This is a genomic window from Actinosynnema pretiosum (genome assembly GCF_002354875.1).
GTDB lineage: Bacteria > Actinomycetota > Actinomycetes > Mycobacteriales > Pseudonocardiaceae > Actinosynnema > Actinosynnema auranticum.
The window spans coordinates 4,542,893-4,567,861 of sequence record NZ_CP023445.1 but is presented as its reverse complement, the minus strand read 5'-3'; the positions used below and the strand labels follow the sequence as shown (position 1 = coordinate 4,567,861).

24 protein-coding genes are annotated in these 24,969 nt (G+C 72.3%); 12 read left to right on the top strand and 12 right to left on the bottom strand.

Annotated features, from left to right (window positions below; genetic code table 11):
* Positions 1 to 115 precede the first annotated feature (115 nt).
* On the top strand, positions 116 to 1,495 hold the full coding sequence (locus CNX65_RS19515; protein WP_198320514.1) for an MFS transporter: 1,380 nt from the start codon (positions 116 to 118) through the stop codon (positions 1,493 to 1,495).
* Positions 1,496 to 1,546: 51 nt separating this feature from the next.
* Here CNX65_RS19515 and CNX65_RS19510 read toward each other — a convergent pair whose 3' ends face one another.
* The gene (locus tag CNX65_RS19510; protein ID WP_232519913.1) at positions 1,547 to 2,209 is read right to left on the bottom strand and encodes a TetR/AcrR family transcriptional regulator; all 663 of its coding nucleotides are present in this window, start codon (positions 2,207 to 2,209) and stop codon (positions 1,547 to 1,549) included.
* Between the two features lie 448 nt (positions 2,210 to 2,657).
* Here CNX65_RS19510 and CNX65_RS19505 point away from each other — a divergent pair, with 448 nt between their 5' ends.
* Positions 2,658 to 3,455 (top strand): AfsR/SARP family transcriptional regulator, encoded by a 798-nt coding sequence (locus CNX65_RS19505; protein ID WP_096495035.1) that lies wholly within the window; start codon positions 2,658 to 2,660, stop codon positions 3,453 to 3,455.
* A gap of 39 nt (positions 3,456 to 3,494) precedes the next feature.
* Here CNX65_RS19505 and CNX65_RS19500 read toward each other — a convergent pair whose 3' ends face one another.
* The 4 genes from CNX65_RS19500 to CNX65_RS19485 all read right to left on the bottom strand — a co-directional run bounded on the left by CNX65_RS19500 (position 3,495) and on the right by CNX65_RS19485 (position 6,957).
* Complete coding sequence (locus CNX65_RS19500; protein WP_096495034.1) at positions 3,495 to 4,169, bottom strand: SGNH/GDSL hydrolase family protein; 675 nt, start codon at positions 4,167 to 4,169, stop codon at positions 3,495 to 3,497.
* A 453-nt stretch (positions 4,170 to 4,622) separates the two neighbouring features.
* Entirely contained in the window at positions 4,623 to 5,150 is a 528-nt protein-coding gene (locus CNX65_RS19495) for an MFS transporter (protein WP_096495033.1), read from the bottom strand.
* Positions 5,151 to 5,242: 92 nt separating this feature from the next.
* The gene (locus CNX65_RS19490) at positions 5,243 to 6,061 is read right to left on the bottom strand and encodes an FAD-binding protein (protein ID WP_096495032.1); all 819 of its coding nucleotides are present in this window, start codon (positions 6,059 to 6,061) and stop codon (positions 5,243 to 5,245) included.
* A 515-nt stretch (positions 6,062 to 6,576) separates the two neighbouring features.
* Complete coding sequence (locus CNX65_RS19485; RefSeq protein ID WP_096495031.1) at positions 6,577 to 6,957, bottom strand: winged helix-turn-helix transcriptional regulator; 381 nt, start codon at positions 6,955 to 6,957, stop codon at positions 6,577 to 6,579.
* A gap of 90 nt (positions 6,958 to 7,047) precedes the next feature.
* On the opposite strand from CNX65_RS19485, the gene CNX65_RS19480 reads away from it, so the two are divergent.
* From CNX65_RS19480 to CNX65_RS19465, 4 genes are all read left to right on the top strand, one after another.
* Positions 7,048 to 7,698: an NAD(P)-dependent oxidoreductase gene (locus tag CNX65_RS19480; RefSeq protein ID WP_096495030.1), complete on the top strand. Its 651-nt coding sequence runs from the start codon at positions 7,048 to 7,050 to the stop codon at positions 7,696 to 7,698.
* 422 nt (positions 7,699 to 8,120) lie between these two features.
* The gene (locus CNX65_RS19475; RefSeq protein WP_096495029.1) at positions 8,121 to 10,091 is read left to right on the top strand and encodes a type I polyketide synthase; all 1,971 of its coding nucleotides are present in this window, start codon (positions 8,121 to 8,123) and stop codon (positions 10,089 to 10,091) included.
* 267 nt (positions 10,092 to 10,358) lie between these two features.
* A protein-coding gene (locus CNX65_RS19470; protein ID WP_096497876.1) for an IS3 family transposase occupies positions 10,359 to 11,557 on the top strand; the annotation gives its coding sequence in 2 pieces (ribosomal slippage) (positions 10,359 to 10,641 and positions 10,641 to 11,557; 1,200 coding nt in all).
* A gap of 246 nt (positions 11,558 to 11,803) precedes the next feature.
* Positions 11,804 to 12,091 carry a site-specific integrase gene (locus CNX65_RS19465; RefSeq protein ID WP_157767731.1) on the top strand — a complete coding sequence of 96 codons (288 nt, stop codon included), beginning with the start codon at positions 11,804 to 11,806 and terminating at the stop codon, positions 12,089 to 12,091.
* A gap of 313 nt (positions 12,092 to 12,404) precedes the next feature.
* On the opposite strand, the gene CNX65_RS19460 is transcribed toward CNX65_RS19465, so the two are convergent.
* Complete coding sequence (locus tag CNX65_RS19460) at positions 12,405 to 13,496, bottom strand: ABC-three component system protein (protein ID WP_096495027.1); 1,092 nt, start codon at positions 13,494 to 13,496, stop codon at positions 12,405 to 12,407.
* A 450-nt stretch (positions 13,497 to 13,946) separates the two neighbouring features.
* Positions 13,947 to 14,798: a helix-turn-helix domain-containing GNAT family N-acetyltransferase gene (locus CNX65_RS19455; protein WP_096495026.1), complete on the bottom strand. Its 852-nt coding sequence runs from the start codon at positions 14,796 to 14,798 to the stop codon at positions 13,947 to 13,949.
* Positions 14,799 to 14,898: 100 nt separating this feature from the next.
* On the opposite strand from CNX65_RS19455, the gene CNX65_RS19450 reads away from it, so the two are divergent.
* Entirely contained in the window at positions 14,899 to 16,221 is a 1,323-nt protein-coding gene (locus CNX65_RS19450) for an NAD(P)-binding domain-containing protein (protein WP_096495025.1), read from the top strand.
* Between the two features lie 67 nt (positions 16,222 to 16,288).
* A complete protein-coding gene (locus tag CNX65_RS19445) occupies positions 16,289 to 17,341 on the top strand; it encodes a flavin-containing monooxygenase (RefSeq protein WP_198320626.1) in 1,053 nt (350 codons plus the stop codon).
* Here the strand turns inward: CNX65_RS19445 and CNX65_RS19440 are convergent.
* The 3 genes from CNX65_RS19440 to CNX65_RS19430 all read right to left on the bottom strand — a co-directional run bounded on the left by CNX65_RS19440 (position 17,338) and on the right by CNX65_RS19430 (position 19,810).
* Positions 17,338 to 17,883 (bottom strand): TSUP family transporter, encoded by a 546-nt coding sequence (locus CNX65_RS19440; protein ID WP_096495023.1) that lies wholly within the window; start codon positions 17,881 to 17,883, stop codon positions 17,338 to 17,340. The two genes, CNX65_RS19445 and CNX65_RS19440, sit on opposite strands and share 4 nt — an antisense overlap.
* Positions 17,884 to 18,010: 127 nt before the next feature.
* Entirely contained in the window at positions 18,011 to 19,078 is a 1,068-nt protein-coding gene (gene arsB, locus CNX65_RS19435) for an ACR3 family arsenite efflux transporter (RefSeq protein WP_096495022.1), read from the bottom strand.
* 78 nt (positions 19,079 to 19,156) lie between these two features.
* Positions 19,157 to 19,810: an arsenate reductase ArsC gene (locus CNX65_RS19430; RefSeq protein WP_096495021.1), complete on the bottom strand. Its 654-nt coding sequence runs from the start codon at positions 19,808 to 19,810 to the stop codon at positions 19,157 to 19,159.
* Positions 19,811 to 19,965: 155 nt separating this feature from the next.
* Here CNX65_RS19430 and CNX65_RS19425 point away from each other — a divergent pair, with 155 nt between their 5' ends.
* Positions 19,966 to 20,646, top strand: coding sequence for an arsenate reductase/protein-tyrosine-phosphatase family protein (locus CNX65_RS19425; protein ID WP_096495020.1), 681 nt, complete (start codon positions 19,966 to 19,968; stop codon positions 20,644 to 20,646).
* A gap of 25 nt (positions 20,647 to 20,671) precedes the next feature.
* Positions 20,672 to 21,082 carry an arsenate reductase ArsC gene (locus CNX65_RS19420; RefSeq protein WP_096495019.1) on the top strand — a complete coding sequence of 137 codons (411 nt, stop codon included), beginning with the start codon at positions 20,672 to 20,674 and terminating at the stop codon, positions 21,080 to 21,082.
* A 139-nt stretch (positions 21,083 to 21,221) separates the two neighbouring features.
* Here the strand turns inward: CNX65_RS19420 and nhaA are convergent, their stop codons facing one another.
* Positions 21,222 to 22,514, bottom strand: a complete 1,293-nt coding sequence (gene nhaA, locus CNX65_RS19415) for a Na+/H+ antiporter NhaA (protein ID WP_198320513.1) — start codon at positions 22,512 to 22,514, stop codon at positions 21,222 to 21,224.
* Between the two features lie 225 nt (positions 22,515 to 22,739).
* Here nhaA and CNX65_RS19410 point away from each other — a divergent pair, with 225 nt between their 5' ends.
* Positions 22,740 to 23,516: an alpha/beta fold hydrolase gene (locus CNX65_RS19410; protein ID WP_198320512.1), complete on the top strand. Its 777-nt coding sequence runs from the start codon at positions 22,740 to 22,742 to the stop codon at positions 23,514 to 23,516.
* 234 nt (positions 23,517 to 23,750) lie between these two features.
* Positions 23,751 to 24,344: a DUF4232 domain-containing protein gene (locus CNX65_RS19405; RefSeq protein ID WP_157767730.1), complete on the top strand. Its 594-nt coding sequence runs from the start codon at positions 23,751 to 23,753 to the stop codon at positions 24,342 to 24,344.
* 52 nt (positions 24,345 to 24,396) lie between these two features.
* On the opposite strand, the gene CNX65_RS19400 is transcribed toward CNX65_RS19405, so the two are convergent.
* Complete coding sequence (locus CNX65_RS19400; RefSeq protein ID WP_157767729.1) at positions 24,397 to 24,930, bottom strand: hypothetical protein; 534 nt, start codon at positions 24,928 to 24,930, stop codon at positions 24,397 to 24,399.
* Positions 24,931 to 24,969: the final 39 nt, after the last annotated feature.

The window sequence follows — 24,969 nt, the reverse complement described above, 5'->3', positions numbered from 1 at the left end:
GCGCCCGACCCAGAGCGGATGAGAAGGGACTGCCCCCGTGGCGAAAGCGCCGGAACCAGTCGTCGCCCCAGCGGGCTTACCGCCGCGAGCCGCGCCCGCCATCCCGTGGGGCGCCGTGTCGATCGTCATGGTCGGGATGTTCATGGCCATCCTCGACTCGTTCATCGTCGTCGTGGCCGGCCCGGCGATCCAGGGCGACCTCGGCGCCTCGGACGGCCAGCTCCAGTGGACCCTGGCGGGCTACCAGCTCGCCTACGCGGTCTTCCTGATCACCGGGGGCAGGCTGGCCGACCTGTTCGGCCGCAGGCGCGTCTTCGTGCTGGGCACCGCGCTGTTCACCCTCTCCTCGATCGCCTGCGCGCTGGCCCAGGACCCCGCCACGCTGATCGGCTCCCGCGTCGCGCAGGGCCTGGGCGCGGCCATGATGGTGCCGCAGGTGTTCGCTGTCATCGCGCTGGTCGTGCCCGCCGAGGGGCGGCACCGGGTGTTCGGCGTGCTGGGCATCGTCATCGGCATGGCCAGCGTCAGCGGCCAGCTCGTCGGCGGCCTGCTCATCAGCGCCGACCTGCTCGGCTCCGACTGGCGCTCGGTGTTCTGGGTCAACGTGCCCATCGGCCTGGTCACCATCCTGCTGGCCTACCGGCTCATCCCCGAGTCGCGGGCGGACGGCGCCCGCAGGCTCGACTTCGCGGGCGTCGCCTCGCTCAGCGCCGCGCTGCTCCTGCTGACCTTCCCGCTCATCCAGGGGCGCGAGGCGGGCTGGCCGTGGTGGACCTGGGCGTGCCTTGCCGCCAGCGCGGTCGCGTTCGCGGTGTTCACGGCGGTCGAGCGCGGCGTCGCCCGGTGCGGCGGCGACCCGCTGCTCAGGCTCTCGCTGTTCTCCCAGCGCTCCTTCTCGCTGGGCATCGTGCTGGTCGTGTCGGTCTACGCGCTGCTCAGCTCCTACTACCTGGCGCTGTCCATCGCGATGCAGCAGGGCCTCGGCATGTCCGCGCTGGGCGCGGGCCTGGTCTACACCCCGGCCGCCACCACGTTCTTCGTCTTCAGCATGATCGCCGGCCGGATCGTGCCCAGGTACGGCCGCCGCGTGCTGGAGGTCGGCTCGGTCGTCCTGGCGACGGGCTACCTGGCCACCGCGGTCGTGCTGCTGACCGGGCCCGAGCTGAGCCCCGCGCTGGTCATCCCGACCCTGGTGCTCCAGAGCGCGGGCGGCGGCCTGCTGATCACCCCGCTGCTCAACACCGTGCTCGCCGGGGTCGTCCCGGAGACCGTCGGCATGGCCTCCGGCGCGCTGTCCACCGCGCAGCAGGTCGGCGGGGCGCTGGGCGTGGCGGTCGTCGGCGCGGTCTTCTTCAACGCCTTCCACCCCGAGCGGGTCGGCCCGGTGGCCGCGGGCGGGCACGCGTTCGCGATGTCCTCGATCGCCACCTTCGTCATCGCGCTGGCCGCCTCGGTGATGGTGTTCCTGCTGCCCAAGCCCGCCAAGGCCGGCTGACCGCGCCGCACGCGCGCACGGGTGGCCGCGGGTCCCGCCGGGGGCCCGCGGTCACCGCGGTGGCGCCAGGAACCCCTCGACCACGCGGCGCGCCTTGTCCGTCGCGCTGTCGTCCCCCACGCGCAGGGCGGTGTTCACCGCGCACAGCAGCGCGTCGATCTGGAAGGCCACCAGGTCCGCGTCCAGCTCGGCGATCCCGCCGGACTCCACCGCGTGCCGCAGCTCGCCCGCGATGACCCCGACCCACACCCGCTGGTCGCGGAACAGCGCGTCGCGCACCGGCCCCGGCCTGCTGTCGTACTCGGCGAGGTTCGCCGCCCGGAAGCAGCCGCCCGCGAACAGCGGCGTCTCGGCGTAGACGATCCAGTGCTCGATCAGCGCGCGCAGCCGCTCGGCGCCCCTCGGCGCGGAGCGCGCGGGCCTGATCACCGCGTCGACGAACATCTCGCGCGCGTGCTCGACCGCCGCCAGTTGCAGGATCTCCTTGCTGCGGAACAGGGTCTGCACCCCGGCCTTGCTCATCCCGGTGTCGGCGGCGAGCCTGCCGAAGCTCAGGCCCTCCAGGCCCTCCAGGGAGGCGACGTCCACGGCGTGGCGCAGCACGGCCCGCCGGGTGCGGGCGCCCCGCAGCAGCCGCTTGTCGGTGATCGGCTGCCGCTCCGCGGGCGCGGCGATCCCACCGGTCCCGGTGTCCTGCCCCGACGCGCCGTCCATGGCGCCCATCCTACTCGGCCGCGGCCGGCCGAGGGCTTGGAATGCCGCTCCGCCGCGCGGGAAGGCGTTTCGGGAACAGCGTCCCGACTTCGTCGGTCCCGCACCCGTGAACGGCGCGCCGAACCGCTTTCCCCTGGTTGTCGGAGTCGACTGTCAAGACTTTCGGAAGATTTCACCGGAAAGGGCGCGCGCTGTCCTTTTGGGCCTACCCGATCGGACGGTCAGCGCCTACTCGAACAAGTGGCTGTCCTGTCGCTGATCTGCCCGTATACGCTTCCCCCGAACTTCGTCGAATTCGCAGTCGGGAGGCCACAGCTCTTCTCGCAGCCCGGCGATCGGCCGAACGGCGCCACCGCGCGGTGGCCGGGGTTCTCCGTACCGGTGAATCCACACCGCACCGCTCTCCCGACCGGCGGGAGCGCGGTTCCGAATCAGAAGGACTACGGGGATGACTGTCGCGGATATCGGTATTCTCGGCCCGTTGCGGCCCAGGTTCGGGAACGTCGAGGCGACGCTGAGCGGGGCGAAGCTGAGGAGCATCCTCGCGCTCCTCGCGCTGCGCGCCAACGGCGAGGTGCGGCGCGACGAGCTGATCGAGGAGCTCGACCTGCTCCGCACCACCGGGGACGCGACCAACGCGCTGCACGCCCACGTGGCCCGGTTGCGCCGGTGGCTCGCGCGGCACTGCGGCCAGGCGGACATGCTGCGGACGGTGGGCGCGGGCTACCGGCTGGACCTGGACCGGACCGCGGTGGACGGTCACCGCTTCGTGGACCTGGTGGTGCGCGCGCTGGACCTGGCGCCCGGCGCGCCGTCGGTGGTGGCGACCATCCTGGAGGACGCGCTCGCGCTGTGGCGCGGGGACGCGCTGCTCGACGCACTGGACGGGCCGCTGGTGGCCGCCGCGGCCGACGAGCTGCACCGGTGGCGAGCCGCGGCGAGGGAGACCCTGATCGACGCGTGGATCGCCTTGGAGCACAACCAGAAGGTCGTGCTCAACGCCAGGACGTTCATCGCGGACGAGCCCCTCAACGAGACGCTGCGGGCCCGCCACATCCTGGCGCTGCGGCGGATGGACCGCTACGCCGAGGCGGTGGAGGCCTACCGGGGCGCCGCGCGGGTGCTGCACGAGGAGCTGGGCGTCGGGCCGGGCCCCGAGCTGCGCGCCGCGGCCGAGGGCGTCAACGACGACGAGCCGCGCTTCGAGCCCGCGTCGAGCAGGTACTGCCTCGTGCGCTCCTGGTGACCGCCCGCGACCGGGCCGGTCCACCCCACCCCGGCCCGGTCAGCGCCGATCCACCTGCCCCGCCAACGCCTTGACCACCTCGGCGGCCATGACGGCCTGACCCGAGGTGGAGAAGTGGATCCGGTCCGCGCTGAGCAGGTCCGCCCGGTCGTTCACCGGGTGCCCCCACATGTCGATCACCAGCGCCCCGTGCTCGGCGGCCAGCGCCCGCGTGATCTCGTTGACCCGCACCACCCGCTCACCCCAGTCCGGGAACACCGGCACCACGTAGGCCCGGCCGAGCGTGAAGGTGGTCAACTGCGCCCCCGTGGCGGCGGCCCGCTCGTAGAGCTCCCGCAGGTCGCGCTCGATCGCGGCGTAGTCGGGAACGCGGCGAACCAGGTCGTTCGCCCCGCACGGCAGGTGCACCAGGTCCGGCCCGAACGCGAGCAGCGACTCCACCTGCCCGGCCAACGCCTCGGCCGTGGTCGCGCCGACCACCGCGGTGTTCAGGTAGGCCAGATCGGGCTGCACCCGCCGCAGCACCTCGGCGACCCGGTCGGCCCACCCGAGCGGCCCGTAGCCGGGGTGCCGGTCGCCGGTGCCCGCAGACAGGCTGTCGCCGACGACGGCGAATCGCTTCCAGGGCGCGCCTGCGAGGAGGGTGGCGGCGTCCTCGGTGCGCAGGCAGAACGGGTCGGTCTCTTCGGTGAGGGGAGAGGCTGCGGTACCCATTTTCAGAGAATACGTCCGACCGTATGTTGATAGCAAGGAGCCGGCCTGTTGCTCGTTCGCGCTTCAGGCACCAAGAGGAGAACGCCGCATCCCCTGACGCGCCAGGCGACCTCGCGCTCGCGCACCCGGCCCCCGACCTACCGGCCGCACGTCCTGCTGCGCGGCGATACCCGTGGCCGCTGGGCAGAACACGCCGGGCAGCACGTCCGCCGTCACCGTTCTCCATGGTCGCCGGCTCGGCTCTCCCGGAACCGCGACGCCGTGCCCGACCGCCGACATCGCCGTGCCGGGCTGGAGTGCTGTGGTCGCGGGGACGTGCCGACTCGCAGTGGACGCGGTCGAGTCCTGGGCAGGTGGCTGCGGGGTCGGAGCGCAGAAGACGTGGTTGATCGAGGACGGGGCTCCGGAGGTGTTCCGCGGCCACTTGCTCCACCAGGGCCCGCCCTGGGAACGTCAGCCAGCGGAACCCGCGCTGCCCGCGGCGTCCGGTGCCCGGACCGGCTCCGCGCCGTGCTCGACCGGGGGCGAGGACCTCCGGTTGACCACGACCAGCAGCACCGCCGTCGCCAGCGCGATCGCGGCGAGCACCAGGGCGATCGACCGCAGCGCGGTGGTGAACTCCTCGCCCGCCAGCCCGGCTGGGCTGAGCACGGCCACTGCGGCGCCCACGGCCGCGATGCCGATGTTCTCGCTGTTGAGGCGAACCGTGTTGAACAGAGCCGCAGCCGCGCCCCGGCGGTACTCACCCGCCTCTCCGACCGCCAACCGGTCCAGGTGGCCGGAGGGGAGGCCGATGCCGGTGCCGATCGCCAGCAGCGGCAATGCCAGGGTTGCCAGGGTGCTGCCGGGGCCGAGCAGGACCAGCCCGGCGGTGCCCGCCGCGCACAGCAGGACCGAGACTACCAGCACGGTCTGGACGCCGACGCGTCGGATCAGCAGACCTCCCACCGGCGGCAGCGCGATCGTCGGCGCGGTGAGCACGAGCAGCCAGGCGCCCGCTGGAGTTGAGGTGGTCGTGGACGGTGCTCGCCTGCGCGTCGGAGAAGCGGGTCTTGAGCAGGCCGCCCTTGCTCTTAGCGCAGTGGACCGGTGATCCCGTAGGCCGCTGCCACGGTGGGCATGTTCAGCACGGTGGTCAGCCACGGCAGGGGCCCCGTGGAGGTCACCGAGGGCGTCGCGGAGACCCCGGAGCGGAGGGCGTTGACGTACGGGGCGACCAGGCCGCTGGCCGTGCTGTCCGTCGGGTCGACCTGGGCGACCACGGAGACCACGCCGAACTCCTTGCGCGACGCGCCGAGCGAGGAGAAGAGCTTGGTCGCGGCGGCGCCCGGCGCGCTGTTCTGCTCGTGCCAGGCGCCGTAGTTGCCCAGGAGCCGGACGAAGTCGGCCTTGCCGAGTGCGGACCACTGCCAGGTGAGGATCGTGTTGGCCAGTGCGCGCGGCGGTTGGGGCAGCAGGGTCGTGGGGTTCGAGCCGGTCGCGTTGGGGCTGCGCAGCCAGAACCGCGTGACGATGCCGAAGTTGCCGCCGCCACCGCCGGTGTGCGCCCACCACAGCTCGCGGTTGGGGTCGTTCGCGGAGCGCGAGGCGATGGTGGCCTTGGCGGTGCCGTTGGAGCCGACCGTCACCACCTCGACGGCCTCCACGTGGTCGGCGACCATGCCGTGCTGGCGCGACAGCATCCCGAAGCCGCCGCCGGTTGCGTGCCCACCGATGCCCACCGACTGGCAGGAACCGCCGGGGATCGTGACCCCCCAACCCCAGTCCAGCTCCCGGTACAGCTCCCCGAGGGTGATGCCCGCTTCGACGCAGAACGCCTGGCGGGTGGTGTCGAAGGTGACCGAGCGCATCGCGGCGGTGACGACCTGCGCCGTCGTGCCGACGACGCGCACGGCCTCCGGCGCGCCGACGAAGCGGCGGTTGTACCCGCGCTGCAGCGAGTCGGCCTAGCGCCGGTCGTCGGGACCGATGGTCACCGGGTCGGGCGGGTGCAGGTCGGTCGTCCCCACCGGCTGCTCGGGCGCCGCGACGGCCGTGCCCGTCATCAGCGAACCCGCGCCCGCCGCGGCGACTCCGCCCAGACCGGCTAATAACCGCCTACGGTTCAAAACGGACATGTTTCCCCAGGTGTGGAAATGGTAAGGGAATTAAGATCACCCTGGCCCCCAGGCACACCGGTGGTTGCGGGGAAGCGGGCTTCGATGCACGCCATCGCCCGTAACTCGCTTTCACGATGCCGACGGGTTTCGAGTCGTAAAGCTCTCCGTTGACCAGGGCTTCGTGTCGTGGATCACATTGACCGAAACTCGGGCGGCGCGCCCGAGGTCACCGCTGGTGATCGGTTATCGCGTGGGAGGTGGTTCCGGATTTTCGCGTGCGGGGTTAGGAATGTCGGCCGAAGCGTGGTTCACCCGGTCTTCGTCGACCGATTCGCCGCGTCGTAGGAGTCCTGGGCGTCGAGGACCGCCGCGAGGTGCTCCTCCGCCCACGCCCTGGCCATCTCGATCGCGGGCAGCAGCGTGCGGCCGAGTCCGGTGATCCCGTAGCTGACGGTGCGAACCGGGTCCCGGTGCTCCGTGCGCGTGATGAAGCCGTCCCGCTCCAAGCCGCGCAGCGCGACCGACAGGACCTTGCCGGTCACCGGGCTGATGGCGGCGCGCAGGTCGTTGAACCGCATCGGGCCCGATGCGAGCAGGGTCAGGATCAGGGCCGTCCACTTGTCGCCGACCCTGATGGGCGCGATCTGCGACGGGCAGACCGGGTCGAAGTGCTCGGTGCGATCGGGCATGTCCGCAGCGTAGTCAGGTTTCCCGGTGGTAACCGCCGCTCTGGCTACGGTGGCCCGGTTGTTGTGATCTCTGGTGAGGGAGTTCTGCCGATGAGCAGGATCGTGGTGTTCGGCGCGGGCGGCAAGGCGGGGCGCGCGGTGGTGGCCGAGGCGGTGCGGCGCGGGCACGAGGTGGTGGCCGCCGTGCGGGACGTGGACAAGCACGCCGATCTGGCCGGTGACGGCGTCGAGGTCGTCTCCGCCGACGTGACCGACCGAGGCCAGGTCGCGCCCCTGGTCGGGAACGCCGATGTGGTGGTCAACGCCGTCGCGCCCGGCGAGGGCGACGGGGTCGAGGACTTCTACTCCTCCGCGTCCTCGACGCTGGCGGGCGCGATCACCGGGTCCGGCGCCCGGCTCGTGGGCATCGGTCTGTCGGCCTACCTTGAGGTCGCGCCCGGCGTGCGCGCCATGGACACCCCCGAGTTCCCGGCCCAGTTCGCGGGCTTCGCCAAGGCGCACGCTGCGGGCCTCGACGCGCTGCGCGCCGCGCCCTCGGAGCTGACCTGGTCCGTGGTCGTGCCCGCCATGGAGTTCCTCCCCGACGCCCCGCGCACCGGCTCCTACCGCTCGGGCGACACCGGCCTGCTGGCCGACGCCGAGGGGGTCAGTCGCATCTCCTACGCCGACTTCGCGATCGCGGTGGTCGACGAGGCGGAGCGCAACGCGCACCCCGGCGCCCACTTCGCGGTCGCCTACTGATCGTCGGACCTGCTCGCCGCAGGCCCGCGGGTCGGCGGCGGTCCGCCCGCCACCGCGCGCGGGAGCCGCGCCCACCACGAGCGCGGCTCCTCCCGCCGGTTCGTCCAGACTCGGGCGCCACCATTTCGGTGGCGCCCTTTTTGTCCCCTGAACGGTGGAGGAGGTGGTTGACCGCGAGTGGTCGGCGCGTTGTCGCCAAGACGCGGACGGGCTATTGCACCGCGTCTGGCCAATGCGCTACGTCGTGGATCACAACCTGCTGCGATCGGGTGTAAGGGTTAAGCAGGGGTTGAGGGCTCCTGGACGGAGATTCACACTCGAATCATCGCCACCGCTGGGGGCTGGCGATCGGTGCCAGGAAATCCTGGGGGTTTTCCGCGCCGACTTCCGGGGTCTTTCCACGACTCGATGCGGGGAAATGCATGATTGACCAGCGCTGCCCTGATCCGGTCCATTCCGCCGACGACATCGCGGTGATCGGCGTCGCCTGCCGGTTCCCCGGAGCCGACGGCCCCGAGGCCTTCTGGGATCTGCTCGTGAACGGGCGCAGCGCGGTGCGCGACGTGCGCGACCGCTGGCCGGGCGCGACAGGCCCGGCCCGCTGGGGCGCGCTGCTGTCCTCCGTGGACGGTTTCGACCCGGCGTTCTTCGGCATCGGCGAGCGCGAGGCCGCGCTGATGGACCCCCGCCAGCGGCTCCTGCTGGAACTCGGTTGGGAGGTACTGGAGAACGGCCGGGTGCCCGCTCACTCGGTCGAGGGCTCCGCGCTCGGGGTCTTCGTCGGCACCACCTGGGACGACTACGCGCACATCGTCCACCGCACGCCCTCCGCGCTGCGCTCCGGGCACGCCATGACCGGTCTGCACCGCAACATGATCGCCAATCGGCTGTCGTACTTCCTGCGCGCCACCGGCCCCAGCATCACGGTGGACACCGGGCAGTCGTCCTCGCTGGTCGCCGTGCACCTGGCCTGCGAGAGCCTGCGCTCCGGGGAGTCCGGCACCGCCCTGGCCGCGGGCGTGAGCCTCGCCCTGCTGCGCGCCAGCAGCACGATCTCCGACGAGTGGGGCGCGCTGTCCCCGGACGGGCGCTGTCACACCTTCGACGAGCGCGCCAACGGCTACGTGCGCGGCGAGGGCGGCGGGGCAGTGCTGCTCAAGCCGCTGAACCGGGCCTTGGCAGACGGGGACCGGGTGCTCGGCGTGATCAGGGGAAGCGCTGTGGCCACCGGGGCCGGGGCCACCCCGACCGCTCCTGATCCCGGCACCCAGACCGAGCTCCTGCGCGCCGCGCACCGCCGCGCGGGCACCGAGGGGCAGGTGCAGTACGTCGAGCTCCACGGCACCGGCACCCCCGTCGGAGACCCGGTGGAGGCCACCGCCGTCGGCGCCGCGCTCGGGGACCTGGCCGCGCCGCTGCCAGTGGGCTCCGTCAAGACCAACATCGGTCACCTCGAAGGCGCAGCCGGGATCGCGGGCCTGATCAAGGTCGTGCTCGCCGTGCGGTACAGGACGCTCCCCGCCAGCCTCAACTTCACCACCCCCAACCCCGCCATCGACCTGCCGGGGCTCGGGCTTTCGGTGGTGACCGAGACCAAGCCCTGGCCGCGCCCCGACCTGCCGCTGGTCGCCGGGGTCAGCTCCTTCGGCATGGGAGGCGCCAACTGCCACGTCGTCGTCGCCGAACCGCCGGGGGGCGAGGCGGAGGTCGCCGCGACCACCGCGCCCGTGCTCGCGTGGCCGGTGTCGGCGCGATCTGCCGAGGCCCGCACCGCGGCCGTCGCCCGGCTGCGCGAACTGGACGCCGACCCGGCCGACGTCGCGTGGTCGCTCGCTACCACGCGCGCCGAACTCGACCACCGCGCCGTCCTCGTGGGAGACCGGGAGATCAGCGGCCGTGGTGACGGCTCGACCCTGGGCTTCGCGTTCGCGGGCCAGGGCGCCCAGCGGGTCGGAATGGGGTTGCGGCTGCGCGAGGTGCACCCCGCGTACGCCGCGGCGTTCGACGAGGTGTGCGAGCTGGCCTGCCTGGACCTCCTCGGGGCCGTCCGCGACGGGACCGACCTCGACCGCACCAGGACCACCCAGCCCGCCCTGTTCGCCGTCGAGGTCGCCCTGCACCGGTTGCTGGAGTCCTGGGGTCTCCGCCCCGACGTGCTGGTCGGGCACTCGGTGGGCGAGATCGCCGCCGCGCACGTCGCCGGTGTGCTCGACCTGCCGGACGCCGTGCGCCTGGTGACCGCGCGCGGCGCGCTGATGGCTGAGCTGCCGGAAGGCGGCGCGATGGCGCGCGTCCGCGCCTCCGCGCGCGACGTCACCCCACTGCTGCGCGACGACGTGGTGATCGCCGCGGTCAACGGTCCCGACGCCGTGGTGATCGCGGGCCCGGCCTAGGCGGTCCGCGCGGTCGGCGCCCTGATCACCGACGTCACCGGGGCGCCGGTCCGCGCGCTCGCGGTGAACCACGCCTTCCACTCCCCGCTGATGGACCCGATGCTCGACCGCTTCCGCGCGACCCTGGAGGGGATCGAGTTCCACCCGCCCGCGCTTCCCGTGGTGTCCACGGTGACCGGTGACCTCGCCGACGAGACTTGCCCCTGGATGTTGGACACCAGACACACTTGGATCCTGACGATCCGGGTGGACGGGAGTCCCGTTCAGATGGTGATGAAGCACTACCCGCAGGAGTTCCGGGCCGAGGCGGTCGCGCTCTACCGGTCCCGACCCGGTACGACGATCAAATCGGTGGCCCAGGACCTCGGGGTCAACCACGGGACGCTGCGCAACTGGATCCGCCTCGACGACGCACAACGCACCGGGGCACCCACCGCCGCGAGCGCCCCGGCTCCGGCCTCGCCGGAGGACGAGAACGCCGCACTGCGCAGGCGGATCCGCGAACTGGAAAAAGAGCGCGACATCCTGCGCAAGGCGGCCCGGTATTTCGCGGGCGAGACGCGCTGGTGAACCGCTTCCAGTTCGTCGACGATCACCGGCGCCACCATGGCGTGAAGCGGTTGTGCCAGGTCATCGGGATCGCCCGGTCCAGCTACCACCACTGGAAGGCCACCGCCTCGGACCGGGCCTCCCGCGTCGCGGACGACGCGCGTCTGGCCGCCCGCATCCGGGTGATCCACCGCCAGTCGGCCGGCACCTACGGCGTCCCGCGCATCACCGCCGAACTGCACGACACCGGAGACCGCGTCAACCACAAGCGCGTCGCCCGGGTGATGCGAGGGATCGGCCTGGCCGGGCTGCGGCTGCGCCGTCGGCACCGCACCACCCTTGCCGACCCCACCGCCGTCAAGGCCCCCGACCTGCTCGAACGCGACTTCACCGCCCAGGAGCCCAACACCCGCTACGTCGGCGACATCACCTATCTGCCGATCGCCGACGGCACCTTCCTCCACCTCGCGACCGTGATGGACCTGTGCTCGCGCCGCCTGGTCGGCTGGGCCGTGGCCGACCACATGCGCACCGAACTGGTCCTCGACGCCCTGCGCGCGGCGCAGCGCACACGCGGCAGCCTGGCCGGGGCGATCTTCCACAGCGACCACGGAGCCCAATACGACGCCACATCCTTCGCCGAGGCATGCCGGGCCGCCGGGGTCACCCGGTCCATGGGCGCGATCGGCAGCTCCGCCGACAACGCCGCCGCCGAGAGCCTCAACGCCTCCTTCAAACGCGAGACGTTGCAAGGCGCCCAGAATTGGGGCAGCGCAAGGGAAGCGCGGCTTGCGGTATTCGGCTGGGCACACCGCTACAACATCCGACGACGCCACTCACACCTCGGCCAGATGTCCCCGATCGACCACGAGAACAGCCTGCTACCAACACCGGCTACGCTGACCCCAGCCGCATAACCCCGTGTCCAACATCCGGGGTGAAGTCCCGTCGGCGGGGACGTTCGATCGTGTGCGGGATGCTGATCGCGCGTGGCGGCGTGCCGAGGTGGATGTGGGTTCGGGGCGGTTCGCGGATGCGCGGAGTGCTCGGCAGTCGTTCGGGCGGCACGTGAGCGTGGTGTGGTTGCCCTCGCACCTGGTGGAGGCGACCACGCGGCAGACCTGCACGTGCGGGAGCTCGTGCAGCGCTTGTGCGCTCGGGGTGTGTCGGCGCACGTGGTGCACCGGTCTCGGGCGGTGCTCAGCGCGATCTTCACCACGGCGTTGTGGGATCACGTCATCGCGCAGCACCCGTGCGCTGGTATCCGGGGGCCGGTGGTGCCGTCGAAACCGGTGCGGGTCCTGGAGCCGGGGGAGTTGGACCGGCTGCTCGCCGTCCTGCCGGGGGAGTGCTGGCGGTTGCTGGTGGAGTTGGCTGTCGAGTCGGGGGTGCGGTGGGGTGAGCTGGTCGAGTTGAGCGCGGGGATCTGGACGCGGGCTCCTGCCTGCTGACGGTGGCCAGGGCGGTGGAGGAGGTCGAGCCGCGCTTTCACCCGACCGGTGGGCGGTTTCTGGTCAAACCGTATCCGAAGGAGTGCGAGCATCGCCGGTTGTTGTCACGCCGGGTTGTCGTGGAGAACGTGCTGACCTACGTGGAGCAGGCAGGTCTGAAGACGGATGACCTGCTGTTCCCCTTCCCGGACAGTGCGCCGGGTGGGACGCCACAAGCCGTCGAGGCCGGTGCGATCCCTGACGGGCACGGCACGTTGACCGGGTACTCAGGACGGGGATGCCGGTGCGGGCACTGCCGTGCCGCGTGCGCCCGCTACCGGGTCCGACGACGTGCCCAGGGCAAGGACACTCCACGTAGTCCACGGCGGGTGGACACCGACGGGCACCTGCCGCGCAGGTGGTACTTGAGGAACATCTGAAAACCCGCCCTGGCTGCGGCCGGGATCAGGCGAATCGCGAACCGGGCGTCCTGCTCCACCCGGCGGTAGATCAACTTTGCCTCGCGTAACTTCGTCTCCTCGGCCGCCTGATCGCCGAGCTCGTCGCACATCGCGTCGAAGCGGATCCCCCACTCCTCCAGCAAGCGGCGTTCGCACTTCCCCAGTTCTCCCGGACGCAGCAGGTTATCACTGGACCACCGCGACCTTTGGGTGAACGCGCGCAGGTAATCCCGCACTGCGTGGTGAACGCGCCTACCGCTCATGCCCGCCAAGTGCAGTTGGTGGACGAACGTCTTGTCCCTGTGCTCACCATCGGTCTCGTCCAGATCGACGATCTTGTCGTCGATGGGCAGGTTGCCGGGCCGGAACTCGTTCCGACGTTCGCTGAACACCGCGTCGAACTCCAAGCCGGTCACCGCTCCGGCCGACCGGTCGCGCAGTTGGGTCACCACCCGCTGGAGGAACCACCCGGCCAACCGCTCCGCGAACACCTCCGCGTGCTCGTGGCCGACGGCAAGACTGGCGAGTCCGATCAGCTGCGCCGTTGCCTGCTCCATGTTGGGCCCGGCGTCGAACACCTGCACCCGCGCGAGCAGGTCGCGTCGTTGGGTGGTGTCCAGCTTGTCCCAAGCCTCGTAGGCCGCTTTGTTGCTCTTGTTCGTGGAGTCGGCGCGTGCTTGATCGAGCAGCGCGAGCGCTTTTGCTTCATCCCTGACACCGTCCGGGCCCTGTGGGCGGAGGTGGTAGGCAGCGCTGTCCGTTCGGGCGTCCGCAGTAGTCAGCAGGGAGAAGTTCGGTGCATTGGCCCCACCGTCGAGTGAGTTCCACTCCGTTGCCCAGATCCGCAGGCTCTTCCGCAGATCTGCGGAAGCGTCCGTGATCCGGGTTTTAGGGGTCCGGTGCTTGAGCTGCCACAGGTCGCGCTCGGTGTCATGTCGGACCTCGATGTCGTCGCCAGCTTCCACTGCGACGCTCCAGTCCAACCCTGACCGGGACTGCTCGATGCAGAACAGCAGCGCTTGCGCAGTTGGAAGAGGTAGCCCACAGCGGAGACCGACGCCTCGAATAGGTCGAGCTGCTCTCCCATGCGCCTCTCCTGCGGTCCGTGCCCTCTGCTTCGTGGAACCGTACTGGGTGGCCCAGAAAAGAAAACGATCTAGGCGGCCTTGTGGCCTGAGTTGACTCGAACAGGCGTGTGGTTACCACCTGATCAGACGTGTAACGTTTTTCCGTATTTTACGACATGAGCAACTCGCGCGACCTGCTCGAGGACCTCTTCATGAGGTGTCTGTGATCCTTGGCATGGCGCATCCGGTCCGACAGGTCATCGTGCCCACGACGGTGCTCCGGCGTCAGCGATAACCCGACCAAGGGGCCGTGCTGGCCAGCTTGCGTTGCCTGCTGGTGCGCTGTCGTTAAGAAGTTGCAGCCGAGTTCGTGGGGAGGCGGCGTTCGAGCAGGACGGTGTCGCGCCACGCGCCGTGGTGCTGGGCGATGCGTTCGCGGACGCCGACGGTGCGGAAGCCCGCGCTGTGGTGCAGGGCGATGCTCGCTCGGTTCTCGGGGAAGACCGAGGTCTGCAGGGTCCACAGGCCGCTCGCGTCGGCGGCGGTGACCTGCTTGTGCAGCAGCGACTTGCCGACGCCCCGGCCCCGGAAGCCCTCGCCGACGTAGACGGAGGTCTCGGCGACGCCGGAGTAGCACTCGCGGGTGGAGGTGGGGGTCGCTGCCGCCCAACCGGCCAGGCGGCCGTCGATCTCGGCGACCCAGCGGTGCCCGGCCAGCCACTTGGCCTCCAGGGCGCGGCGGGTGGGGACCTCGGTCTCGAAGGTGGCGTTACCGGTGGCGAGGCCCTCGGCGTAGACGCGGCGCACGTCGGTCCAGTCGTCGTCGGTCATCGCGCGCACGGTGACGTCGGCGGGCAGGTCGCTCGGGCAGCAGGGGCGGGTGACGATGGTGCCCATGACGGCGTCGGCCGCGTGCGGCAGGCCGGTGCAGCAGGCCGGGTTGACCGTGACCAGGGTGGCGGTCTTCTCCTTGCGCAGCAGGACGAAGCCGACGTCGGCGAGCTTGCGCAGGTGGTGCGAGCAGGTGGACTGGCTGATGCCCAGCGCCTCGGTCAGCGCGCCCACGGTCAGTTCGCCGGGGTGGGTGGCGATGGTGTGCAGCAGGCGTACCCGCGTGGGGTCGGCAAGGCAGGCGAACCACTCGGCGTAGGTGGTCGCGTCCTGGCTGGCCAGGCCCGCCGGGGGCTGCGTGGTCGTCATGGCACCAGTCTATCGACTGGTGTCGATGGTTGACTCTATCGATTCGTGTCGATAGAGTCCGGCGAGTTCGATCGATGTTCGACGATGGAAGGGGTGGCTTGTGGACGGGCTTCCGGTGGTTGTGGTGGGCGCGGGCCCGGTCGGGTTGGCGGCGGCGGCTCGACTGCTGGAACGCGGGCTTCGGCCGTTGGTGCTGGAAGCGGGCGGGCAGGCGGGCGCGGCGGTGGCCCAGTGGGGCCACGTGCGGTTGTTCTCCCAGTGGTCGGAACTGGTCGACCCCGCTGCGCGGGAACTGCTGGAAAGCGCGGGGTGGACGGCCCCGGCAGGCGAGGACTACCCCACCGGCGCGGAGTGGGCGTCGCGCTACCTGGCACCGCTGGCCGCCGCCCTGGACGGGCATGTCCGCTTCGGGGCGCGCGTGGTCGGGGTGGCGCGTCGAGGACGCGACCGCGTTGTGGACGCTGGCCGCGACAGCGAGCCGCTGACCGTGCACGTGCGGACCCCGGAGGGGGAGGAGCGGATCACCGCGCGTGCCGTGGTCGACGCCTCCGGCACGTGGGGCTCGCCCAACCCGCTGGGCGGGGACGGGCTGCCCGCGCTGGGTGAGCACGCGGCGGCCGAGCGGATCGCCTACCGGGTGCCGGACCTGGCCGCGGGGGAGGAGCGCTGGGCCGGGAAGCGGGTCGCGGTGGCGGGGAGCGGCCATTCGGCGCTGACCTCCCTGGTGGCGCTCGCTGATCTCGCCGAGCGGCGTCCCGGCACGCGCGTGGTGTGGCTGCTGCGCCGCGGCGGGGTGGGGGACGTCTTCGGTGGCGGCGACGCCGACCAGCTCCCGGCTCGCGGGGCGTTGGGCCTTCGGGCGCGCGAGGCGGTGGAGGCGGGCCACGTGGAGGTGGTGACCGGCTTCCGTACCGCCGCGGTGGAGCGCGAGGGCGAGCGGCTTGTGCTGGTCTCCCAGGATGGGCGGCGTCTGGACACCGTCGACGAGGTCGTGGTAGCGACGGGGTTCCGCCCGGACCTGACCTGGTCCTCGGAGTTGCGGCTGGAGCTGGACCCGGTACTGCAGGCCCCGGTGCGGCTGGCGTCGCTGATCGACCCGAACGCGCACTCGTGCGGCACGGTCTACCCGCACGGCGCGGCCGAGCTGCGCCACCCCGAACCCGGCGTCTACCTGGTGGGGATGAAGAGCTACGGCCGCGCGCCCACGTTCCTGGCGCTGACCGGCTACGAGCAGGTGCGCAGCGTGGTCGCCGAGATCGCGGGCGACCACGAGGCCGCGGCGAAGGTCGAACTGGTGCTGCCGGAGACCGGTGTGTGCGGTGGGGCCGGGCTGTTCGACGCTCCCGTCGAGGAACAGAGCGGCGGGTGCTGCGCCCCGACGACGGTTGAGGCGCTGCCGCTGTCCGCGCCACCCGCCCGCTGACCGGAAGCGGCACGTCACCGCTCTGCCGCCACACCCGAGAACACCGGAGGACCGGACCTTGACCTGGATGGACGCCCTCGTCGTCGGCGGAGGACAGGCCGGACTGGCCGCCGCCCACGCCCTGCGCCGGGCCGGACTGGCGCCGGTGCTGCTGGAGGCCGGGGCGGAACCTGTGGGGGCCTGGCCGTCGTACTACGACAGCCTCACCCTGTTCTCCCCGGCCTGTCACAGCGGACTGCCCGGCATGGCCTTCCCCGGCGATCCCAACCGCTACCCGCGCCGCGACGAGGTAGTGGACTACCTGCGCGATTACGCCCGGCGCCTGGTCGACGAGCGCGCCGTCGACATCCGCACCCACCACCGCGTCCGGGCCGCCCACCACGACGGGACGGGCTGGCGGGTGGGGCTGGCCGACGGCTCCGAGCTGCGCGCCCGGTTGCTGATCGCGGCGACCGGCTCGTTCGGCAACCCCCACCGGCCCGCCCTGCCCGGCCTGGAGGCGTTCACCGGCGCGGTGCTCCACTCCGCCGAGTACCGCGAACCCGCCGGGTTCACCGGGCAGCGGGTAGTGGTGGTCGGCGCGGGCAACACCGCGGTGCAGATCGGCGTCGAGCTCGCCGCCCACGCCCGCGTCACCCTGGCCACCCGCACTCCGGTCACGTTCGTCCCGCAACGCCCGCTCGGCCGTGACGTGCACTTCTGGTCCCGGCTGCTCGGTCTGGACAGCGCGCCGATCGGGCACCTGCTGCGGACCCCGCCGCACCAGCCGGTGCTCGACCGCGGCCGCTACCGCGCGGGGCTGGCCGCGGACCGCCCGGATCAGCGACGGGTGTTCACGGCGGTCGAGGGCTCCGAGCTCATCTGGCCCGACGGCGCCCGTGAACACGTGGACACCGTCATCCTGGCCACCGGCTACCGCCCCGACCTGTCCTGGCTCACCGACCCGGACGTCTTCGACGGCGGCGGGCGACCGCGTCAGCGCCACGGCCTGGCCACCGTCCGGCCGAGCCTGGGGTTCGTCGGCCTGGAGTGGCAGCGCTCCCTCGCCTCGGCGACGCTGCGCGGTGTGGGGCGCGACGCCCACCACCTCGTGCGCCGCCTGATCCGGGGTGCGCGCTAGGCGTGGCGGGCGAGCTTGACCGCCGAGACCAGCAGTACCACGGCCAGCGCGGGAATCAGGACCAGGTCCGGGACGACATCCAGGAGCACGAGCTGGAGCGCCGGTGCGAGGGCGAGCGCGCCGAGGTCGGCGGTGTGCGTGAGCACCAAGGCTGCGGCCATGAGCACCATCAGGGCGGCGAGGACCTTGTAGAGGGTGGCGGTGCGCATCCGCACCGCCCACGCCGCCCCGGCCCAGGCGCCGAGGAGGCTGCCCGCGAGCAGGTTGACCGCCACCGCCCAGTGCGAGCCCAGCTCGGCGGCGCTCACGGTGGTCAGCCTGGCGGGCAGCGCGGTCAGAACCACGACCAGGCTCATGGCCTTGTTCAGGATGACCGCCGACAGGGCGGCGAACCCGAACAGGCCGATCAGCAGCGGCAACCGGAATTCGGCCCCGCCCAGTCCGATCATGCCGCCCAGCAGCCCCACCGCAGCACCCGCGGCGAACACCGCCGGTGCGGATGGCGAGGAGCGGACCGGCACCTGGTTGTCCTCGACCGACATCGCGCTGCCCCGCCCTCATGTCCTGTCGACTTGACAGCACAACGATCCCACCCGGCGCGTCGCACCGTCGGACGTGGTCGGACGGGCAGTGGCCCGAGCTGTCCCCGGCCCACCGCGGCGGTGGCGGTCAGTTCGTGCTCCAGCGCTTGCGCAGCCACAGGCTGACGTAGACCAGCCCCACCAGGACGGGCACCTCGATCAGCGGGCCGACCACCCCGGCGAGGGCCTGACCGGAGGTCACGCCGAACACGCCGATCGCCACCGCGATGGCCAACTCGAAGTTGTTGCCCGCGGCGGTGAAGGCCAGCGTGGTGGTGCGCTCGTAGGACAGCCCCGACGCCTTGCCCAGCGCGTAGCCGCCGAACCACATCACGGCGAAGTACACCAGCAGCGGCAGGGCGATGCGGGCCACGTCCAGCGGCCGGGAGGTGATCTGGTCGCCCTGCAGCGCGAACAGCACCACGATGGTGAACAGCAGTCCGTACAGGGCCACCGGGCCGACCTTCGGCAAGAACCGCGACTCGTACCAGTCGCGGCCGCGAGCCCGCTCACCCAGGCGGCGGCTGAGGTACCCGGCGGCGAGCGGGACGCCCAGGAAGATCACCACGGACAGGGCGATCTCCCAGGGGGAGAAGTCCAGGCCGGTGGTGTCCAGGCCGAGCCAGCCGGGCAGCAGGTCGAGGTAGAACCAGCCGAGCACGCCGAACATGACCACCTGGAACACCGAGTTGAGCGCGACCAGCACGGCGGCGGCCTCGCGGTCGCCGCAGGCCAGGTCGTTCCAGATGATGACCATCGCGATGCACCGCGCCAGCCCGACGATGACCAGCCCCGTGCGGTACTCGGGCAGGTCTGACAGGAAGATCCAGGCCAGGGCGAACATCAGCGCCGGGCCGAGCACCCAGTTGAGCAGCAGGGACAGCGCGAGGGTGCGGCGGTCGCCGGTCACGGCGCCCAGCCGGTCGTAGCGGACCTTGGCCAGCACCGGGTACATCATCAGCAGCAGCCCCAGCGCGATGGGCAGTGAGACCTCGGCGACCTTGACCGCGTCCAGGAGTCCTTGCAGGCCGGGCACGAATCGGCCCAGGGCGAGGCCGGCGAGCATGGCGACACCGATCCAGGCTGGCAGAAAGCGGTCGAGGAAGGACAGTCCGCGAAGGACGTCGGGGGCGGGGGCTGCTGGGGTGTTCACCAAGGGCTCCGGGGCAGGTCGGTGGTATGGGCGGGTGTGGTCGCGTCGGGTGCGGGTCGGTCGTGGACGAGGTTGCCGTGTTCAGGCGAGGGGCACCTCCAGGTCCGCCAGCAGCGTGCGGACACGGCGTTCGATCTCGTCGCGCACCGGCCGGACGCCCTCGATCCCCGCTTCCACGGGGTCGTCGAGCACCCGGTCGAGGTAGCGCTTGCCGGGATGGACGGGGCAGGCGTCGCCGCAGCCCATGGTGACCACGACGTCGGCGGCGCCGAGGATCTCCTCGGTCCACGGCTTGGGGAACTCGCCGGAGATGTCGATGCCGCGCTCGGCCATGGCGGCGATCGCGACGGGGTCGACCTCGTGACCGGGTTCCGAGCCGCCGGACCAGGCCCCGGCGGCGTCCCCGGCCAGGTGCTGCAGGAAGCCGAGCGCCATCTGGCTGCGCCCGGCGTTGTGCACGCACAGGAACAGCACGCTCGGCCTGCCGTCGTGCAGACGGCCTTCGACGCGGGCCAGCGCGTGCAGGCGCTGGCGGGCGAACCGCTCGGCCAGCAGCGGCAGGTAGTTCGGCACGGTGCTGCCCGAAACGAACTGCTCGTAGCTGGTGTGCAGGAACCGCTCGATGGTCTCGGCGCCGAACACGCCGTCGAACGACTCGCGCAGTCGGGTGGCGGCGGTGCCCAGTGCGAGCTGCTGGTCGACGCTCAAGTCCCTGCGGCGGTGTGCCGTCGTCATCTGGGGCTCTCCGATCGAGTGTCTCAACATTTATTGACTCAATACTTGCTGAGCTTTGCTGGTCGAGTCAACCCGGACTGCTTGCGGTCACCTGTGCGTGGGGCTCGCCCTGGGGTGGGTTGACGCGGGAGAGTAGCTCAAGCATCATTGAGTCAATGAACACTGAGTGGCCTCCGGCGCTGGTGGAGCGCGCGCGTGTGCACGCAGCCCTGGGCGAACCCGTCCGCTTGGCCGTGGTGGACCTCCTGCTGCTCGGCGACGCCTCCCCGAGCGAGGTGGGCAAGGCCCTCGGGGTGCCCAGCAACCTGCTCGCCCACCACATCGCACTGCTGGAGCAGGCCGGACTGGTCGAGCGCTCACGCTCCGAGGGCGACCGCCGCCGCTCCTACCTGCGCCTGTGCGCGGCCCCGCTGGCTGACCTGGCATCCGCCAGCGCCCGACAGGCGCCGCGCGTGATCTTCGTGTGCACCCACAACTCGGCGCGCTCGCAACTGGCCGCCGCCCTCTGGGAGAAACGCAGCCACGTCCCGACCACGAGCGCGGGCACCCACCCCGCCGAGCGCGTGCACCCGTTGGCCGTGGCCACCGCCCACGCCCACGGCCTCTCGCTGGCTCACGCCCGCACCAACCAACTCGACCAGGTTGCGCGCCCCGACGACCTGGTGGTCACCGTGTGCGACAACGCCCACGAGGAACTGGACACCTCCGCCGACCGCCTGCACTGGTCGGTCCCGGACCCCGCCGCGATCGGCACCGAGGACGCCTTCGACCGCGCCTACCGCGACCTGTCCGACCGCGTCGACCGCCTCGTCCCCGCCGTCCTGCCCGCCACCTGACCTGCCTCTACTGAAGGACGTCCCGATGAGTCGCAAGCCCGAGGTCCTGTTCGTCTGCGTCCACAACGCGGGCCGCTCCCAGATGGCCGCCGCGCTGTTCCAGCACTACGCACTGGGCCGGGTCGCCGTCCGCTCCGCAGGCTCCGCCCCGGCCGACCGGGTCAACCCCGCCGCCGCCGAGGCCATGTCCGAACTTGGCCTGGACATCACCACCGAGGTGCCGAGCAAGCTCACCACCGAGGCCGTGGAGGCGTCCGACGTGGTGATCACCATGGGCTGCGGCGACACCTGCCCGGTCTTCCCCGGCAAGCGCTACCTCGACTGGACCCTGGACGACCCTGCGGGCCTGGGCGTCGAGGCGGTGCGCCCCATCCGCGACGAGATCGACCGCCGCGTCCGCGCCCTGCTGGCCGAACTGCTCGACCGAACCGTCTGAAGCGCCCGCGACGCGACACCGCCGACCGGGGCCGCCTCGGGCCTCGCCGACCCCGGTCCGGGGCGGGCCGTCCTCCCTCTCGGCCCACCGGTGCTCCTCCGGCGGCGGTGACGCCGGATCCTGACGTGGTCGGCGGCCCTCAGCCCTCCCGCGCCTGGTGCACGTCCGGGATGCCGTCGCCGTCGTCGTCGCGGGTGTCCTCCTCGTGGATGCGGCGGTAGATCCGGTTGCGGGCGCGCAGGAGCGCCGTGGCGATCAGCGCCGCAGTCAGGGAGCCGAGCAGCACCGCGACCTTGGCGTGGTCGTGCTCGGCGGTGCCCTCCGCGAAGGCCAGCTCGCCCACCAGCAGCGACACCGTGAATCCGATCCCGCTCAGCACCGCGAGGGCGACCACGTCCACCCAGGCCAGGTCGCTGTCCAGCTCCGCCTTGGTGAAGCGGGCCACCAGCCAGGTGCTCGCGGTGATGCCGACGAGCTTGCCCAGCACCAAGCCGACGACCACACCGACGGTGACGGTGTCGGTGAGCGAGGAGGCGAGTCCGTCCAGGCCGCCGATGGCGACACCGGAGGCGAAGAACGCGAACACCGGCACCGCGACCCCGGCCGAGAGCGGGCGCCAGCGGTGCTCGAAGTGCTCGGCCAGCCCCGGCCCGTCGCCGTGGGCGCGGCGGGCGACCGGCACGGCGAAGCCCAGCAGCACGCCCGCGACCGTCGCGTGCACACCGGAGGCGTGCATGAAACCCCACGCCGCCGCGGCCAGTGGCAGCAGCAGCCACCACGACCGCACCCGACGTCGCACCAGCACCGCGAACAGCGCCAGCGGGGGCAGCACCAGCAGCAGCGGCACGAACGAGACCCGCTCGGTGTAGAAGACCGCGATGATCACGATCGCGATCAGGTCGTCGACCACGGCCAGGGTCAGCAGGAACGTCCGCATCGCGGTGGGCAGGGAGCGGCCGATGACCGCGAGCACCGCGAGCGCGAACGCGATGTCGGTGGCGGTCGGGATGGCCCACCCGGCCGCGGCGTCGGGGCTGCCGAGGTTGACCAGGGCGTAGATCACGGCGGGGGCGGCGACCCCGCCGAACGCGGCGGCCACCGGCACCGCCGCGCGCCGGGGGTCGCGCAGGTCACCGGCCACGAACTCGCGCTTGAGCTCCAGCCCGGCGATGAAGAAGAAGACGGCCAGCAGCCCGTCCGCCGCCCACTGCCCGACGTTCAGCCGCAGGTGCAGCGCCTCCGGGCCGAACTCGAAGCCGCGCAGCGCCTCGTAGGAGGGCGCCCACGGCGAGTTCGCCCAGGCCAGGCCGAGCACAGCGGCCACCAGCATGATCACACCGCCGACGGTCTCCATGCGGAGGACGTCGGCGATGCGCTTGGTCTCTGGCCACGATCCCCTGCTGAAGATCCTGGCGGTGTTCGGACGGGGCACGGGCGGCTCCAGGGTCGACGGCAGAACGACGCCGACCAGGCTTCCCGGCACACCATGCCCGAACAGGGGCAACGCCGGGAACACTACCCTGCGGCCCGCTCGCGCGCCCACCCCGGCGTCGGGACCCCCGTGCCCTGGCCCGCTGGCCGGGCCGCTCGCGGTCGGGTCGGGGGAGCCGGGGCGCGGACCTTGCCGCCCGGCCCGCGCGGAAGGCCCACGGCCGCCATGACCGGCGCGGACCGCCCGACGACCACCGCCTCGCTCGACCGGGGGACGGTCGAGTACCGGTTCGACCGGCGCGACGGCCCGACCGTGCTGCTCTTCCACGGCGGGCACGCGCGCGCCGGGATCGCGCTCGGCGAGGACGTGTTCGCCGACGCGGGCCACTCGGTGCTCGTGCCCTCCCGCCCCGGCTACGGCCGCACCCCGCTGACCACCGGCACCACCTCCGGCGGGTTCGCCGACGTGGCCCGCGCGCTGTGCGCGCACCTGGGCGTGGACCGGGTCGCCGCTGCCGTCGGGGTCTCGGCGGGCGGCCCGCCCGCGCTGGCGACCGCCGCCCGGCACCCCGACCTGGTGGAGCGGGTCGTGCTCCAGAGCGCGGTCGGCCCACCGCACTGGCCGGACGCCCGCACGCGGCGGGCGGGCGTGCTGGCGTTCTCGCCCGCGACCGAGCGCGTGACGTGGTCGCTGGTGCGCCTGCTCGTGCGCGTCGCCCCTGACGCTGGGCTGCGGCTGCTGGGGAACCTGTCCACGAGTTCGGCCAAGCGGTCGGTGGCGGCGCTGTCCCGCGAGCAGCGGGAGGCGCTGGTCGACCTGTTCTCCCGGATGCGCTCCGGCGAGGGCTTCCGCAACGACATGCTGGGCGACCGGGTCCGCCGCGGTGGTCGCCCAACCGGGGCTGGTGGTCGCCAGCCGAGGGGACGCCTCCGTGCCCTTCGAGCACGCCAGGGCGCTCGCCGCCGCGAGAGGTCGTGGAGAGCGCCGCAGACGGCCACCTGATCTGGTTCAGCCACGACTGGCCTGCGGTGGCCACCCGGATCAAGGAGTTCCTGGCCCGCTGAGCGCGTCCGCGACCGGTCCCGCCCGACGCCAGACCTTGCGGTTGCCTGACACCGCCCGCCGGGCGGACTCTGGGCCGGTGCGGCGGGCTACCCCGGTGACATGACCAACACCAGTGGACTCACCCCCCAGCGCTCTTCCCGACCGCGTCCGACGGCGTCACGCGCCGGACGGGTGGCCGCGGGCCTGGCGGTCGTCGCGCTCGTCGGCGCGTGCCAGACCATGGCGCCGGACCGGCTGGGCCAACCCGGCACCGGTTCCCCTCCGGCCCCGTCCGACCGGCCGTCCTCGATCTCGCTCACCGGCACGTCGCGCTCGATGCCCGCGTCCGACAGCAGGTGCGCCACGGCGGAACTGCGGGTCGACATCGGTCAGAACGGGAACCACGACATGCAGGGCGCCCACGTCCCGCTGAGGTTTACCAACACCGGGACGGGCCCGTGCACCCTGCACGGCGCGCCCGGTGTCTCGTACGTCGCCGCCGAGGGCGGCGAGCAGGTCGGTGAGCCTGCCACCCGCGACACCGACGGCCCCGAGGTGACGCTGGCCCCCGGTGAGACGGCGTCCGCGGGACTGTTCCTGTCCAGCGCCCCGCTCAAGACCCCGGCCTGCGAGCAGGTGGTGGTGCCGGGGCTGCGGGTCTACCCGCCGGGTGGCACCGAGTCGGTCTTCGTGGCGCACGAGTCCACCGCGTGCGAGCCGCCCAGGAACGGGCCGTTCCTGGGCGTGGGCCCGGTCGAGCCCGGGGCGGACAACACCGGGTACTGAGCGACGGCGCCCGCGCGAGCGGGGCAGCACCGCGCTTGCTCCCGGAGGGGGCTCAAGTTCTTCCTCTTCGACCAAGCGTCCGGCTCCCCGGTGGGGCGGGGATCGAGTGGTCCCGGTCCGCGACTCCGGCCCCGCTCGCCCGGCGCCTGGTCCGCCCACTCAACGCCGAGCGCCACCGCCGGGGGAACGCGTGCCGGTCGCACCGTATGAGCAGAGTCGCCGTCAGCAGATCCAGCGCGCAGCCCAGGCGGGGCGGTCCCCGGTGAAGTTCGGCGCGGCGTCCCCGCCTCCCGTTGATCAGCCAGTGCCGGTGGGCCGCGTGGAACCCGCACATGCCGGGGGCACCCGCGTCGTAGGGGTGCGCGCCGATGCGCGGGCCGAAGACGAGTTGGCGGACGTCCTTGTCGCCCGCCAGGATGTCCCCGCCGACGTTGTTTTTGTCGTACCGGGCGATCTCGGCAGTCGTGCGGACGGCCATGCCGATCACCCGGTCGTGGAAGCCGGGGGCGAGGTGCTCGATCCTGGCCACGATCGACTCCGTCGCGCCCCCCCGGTAGCCGTGCGGCACGTGGGCGTACGTCCGCACCGTGTGGATGTCGCCGACGAACGGCCGGGATCGGCCAGG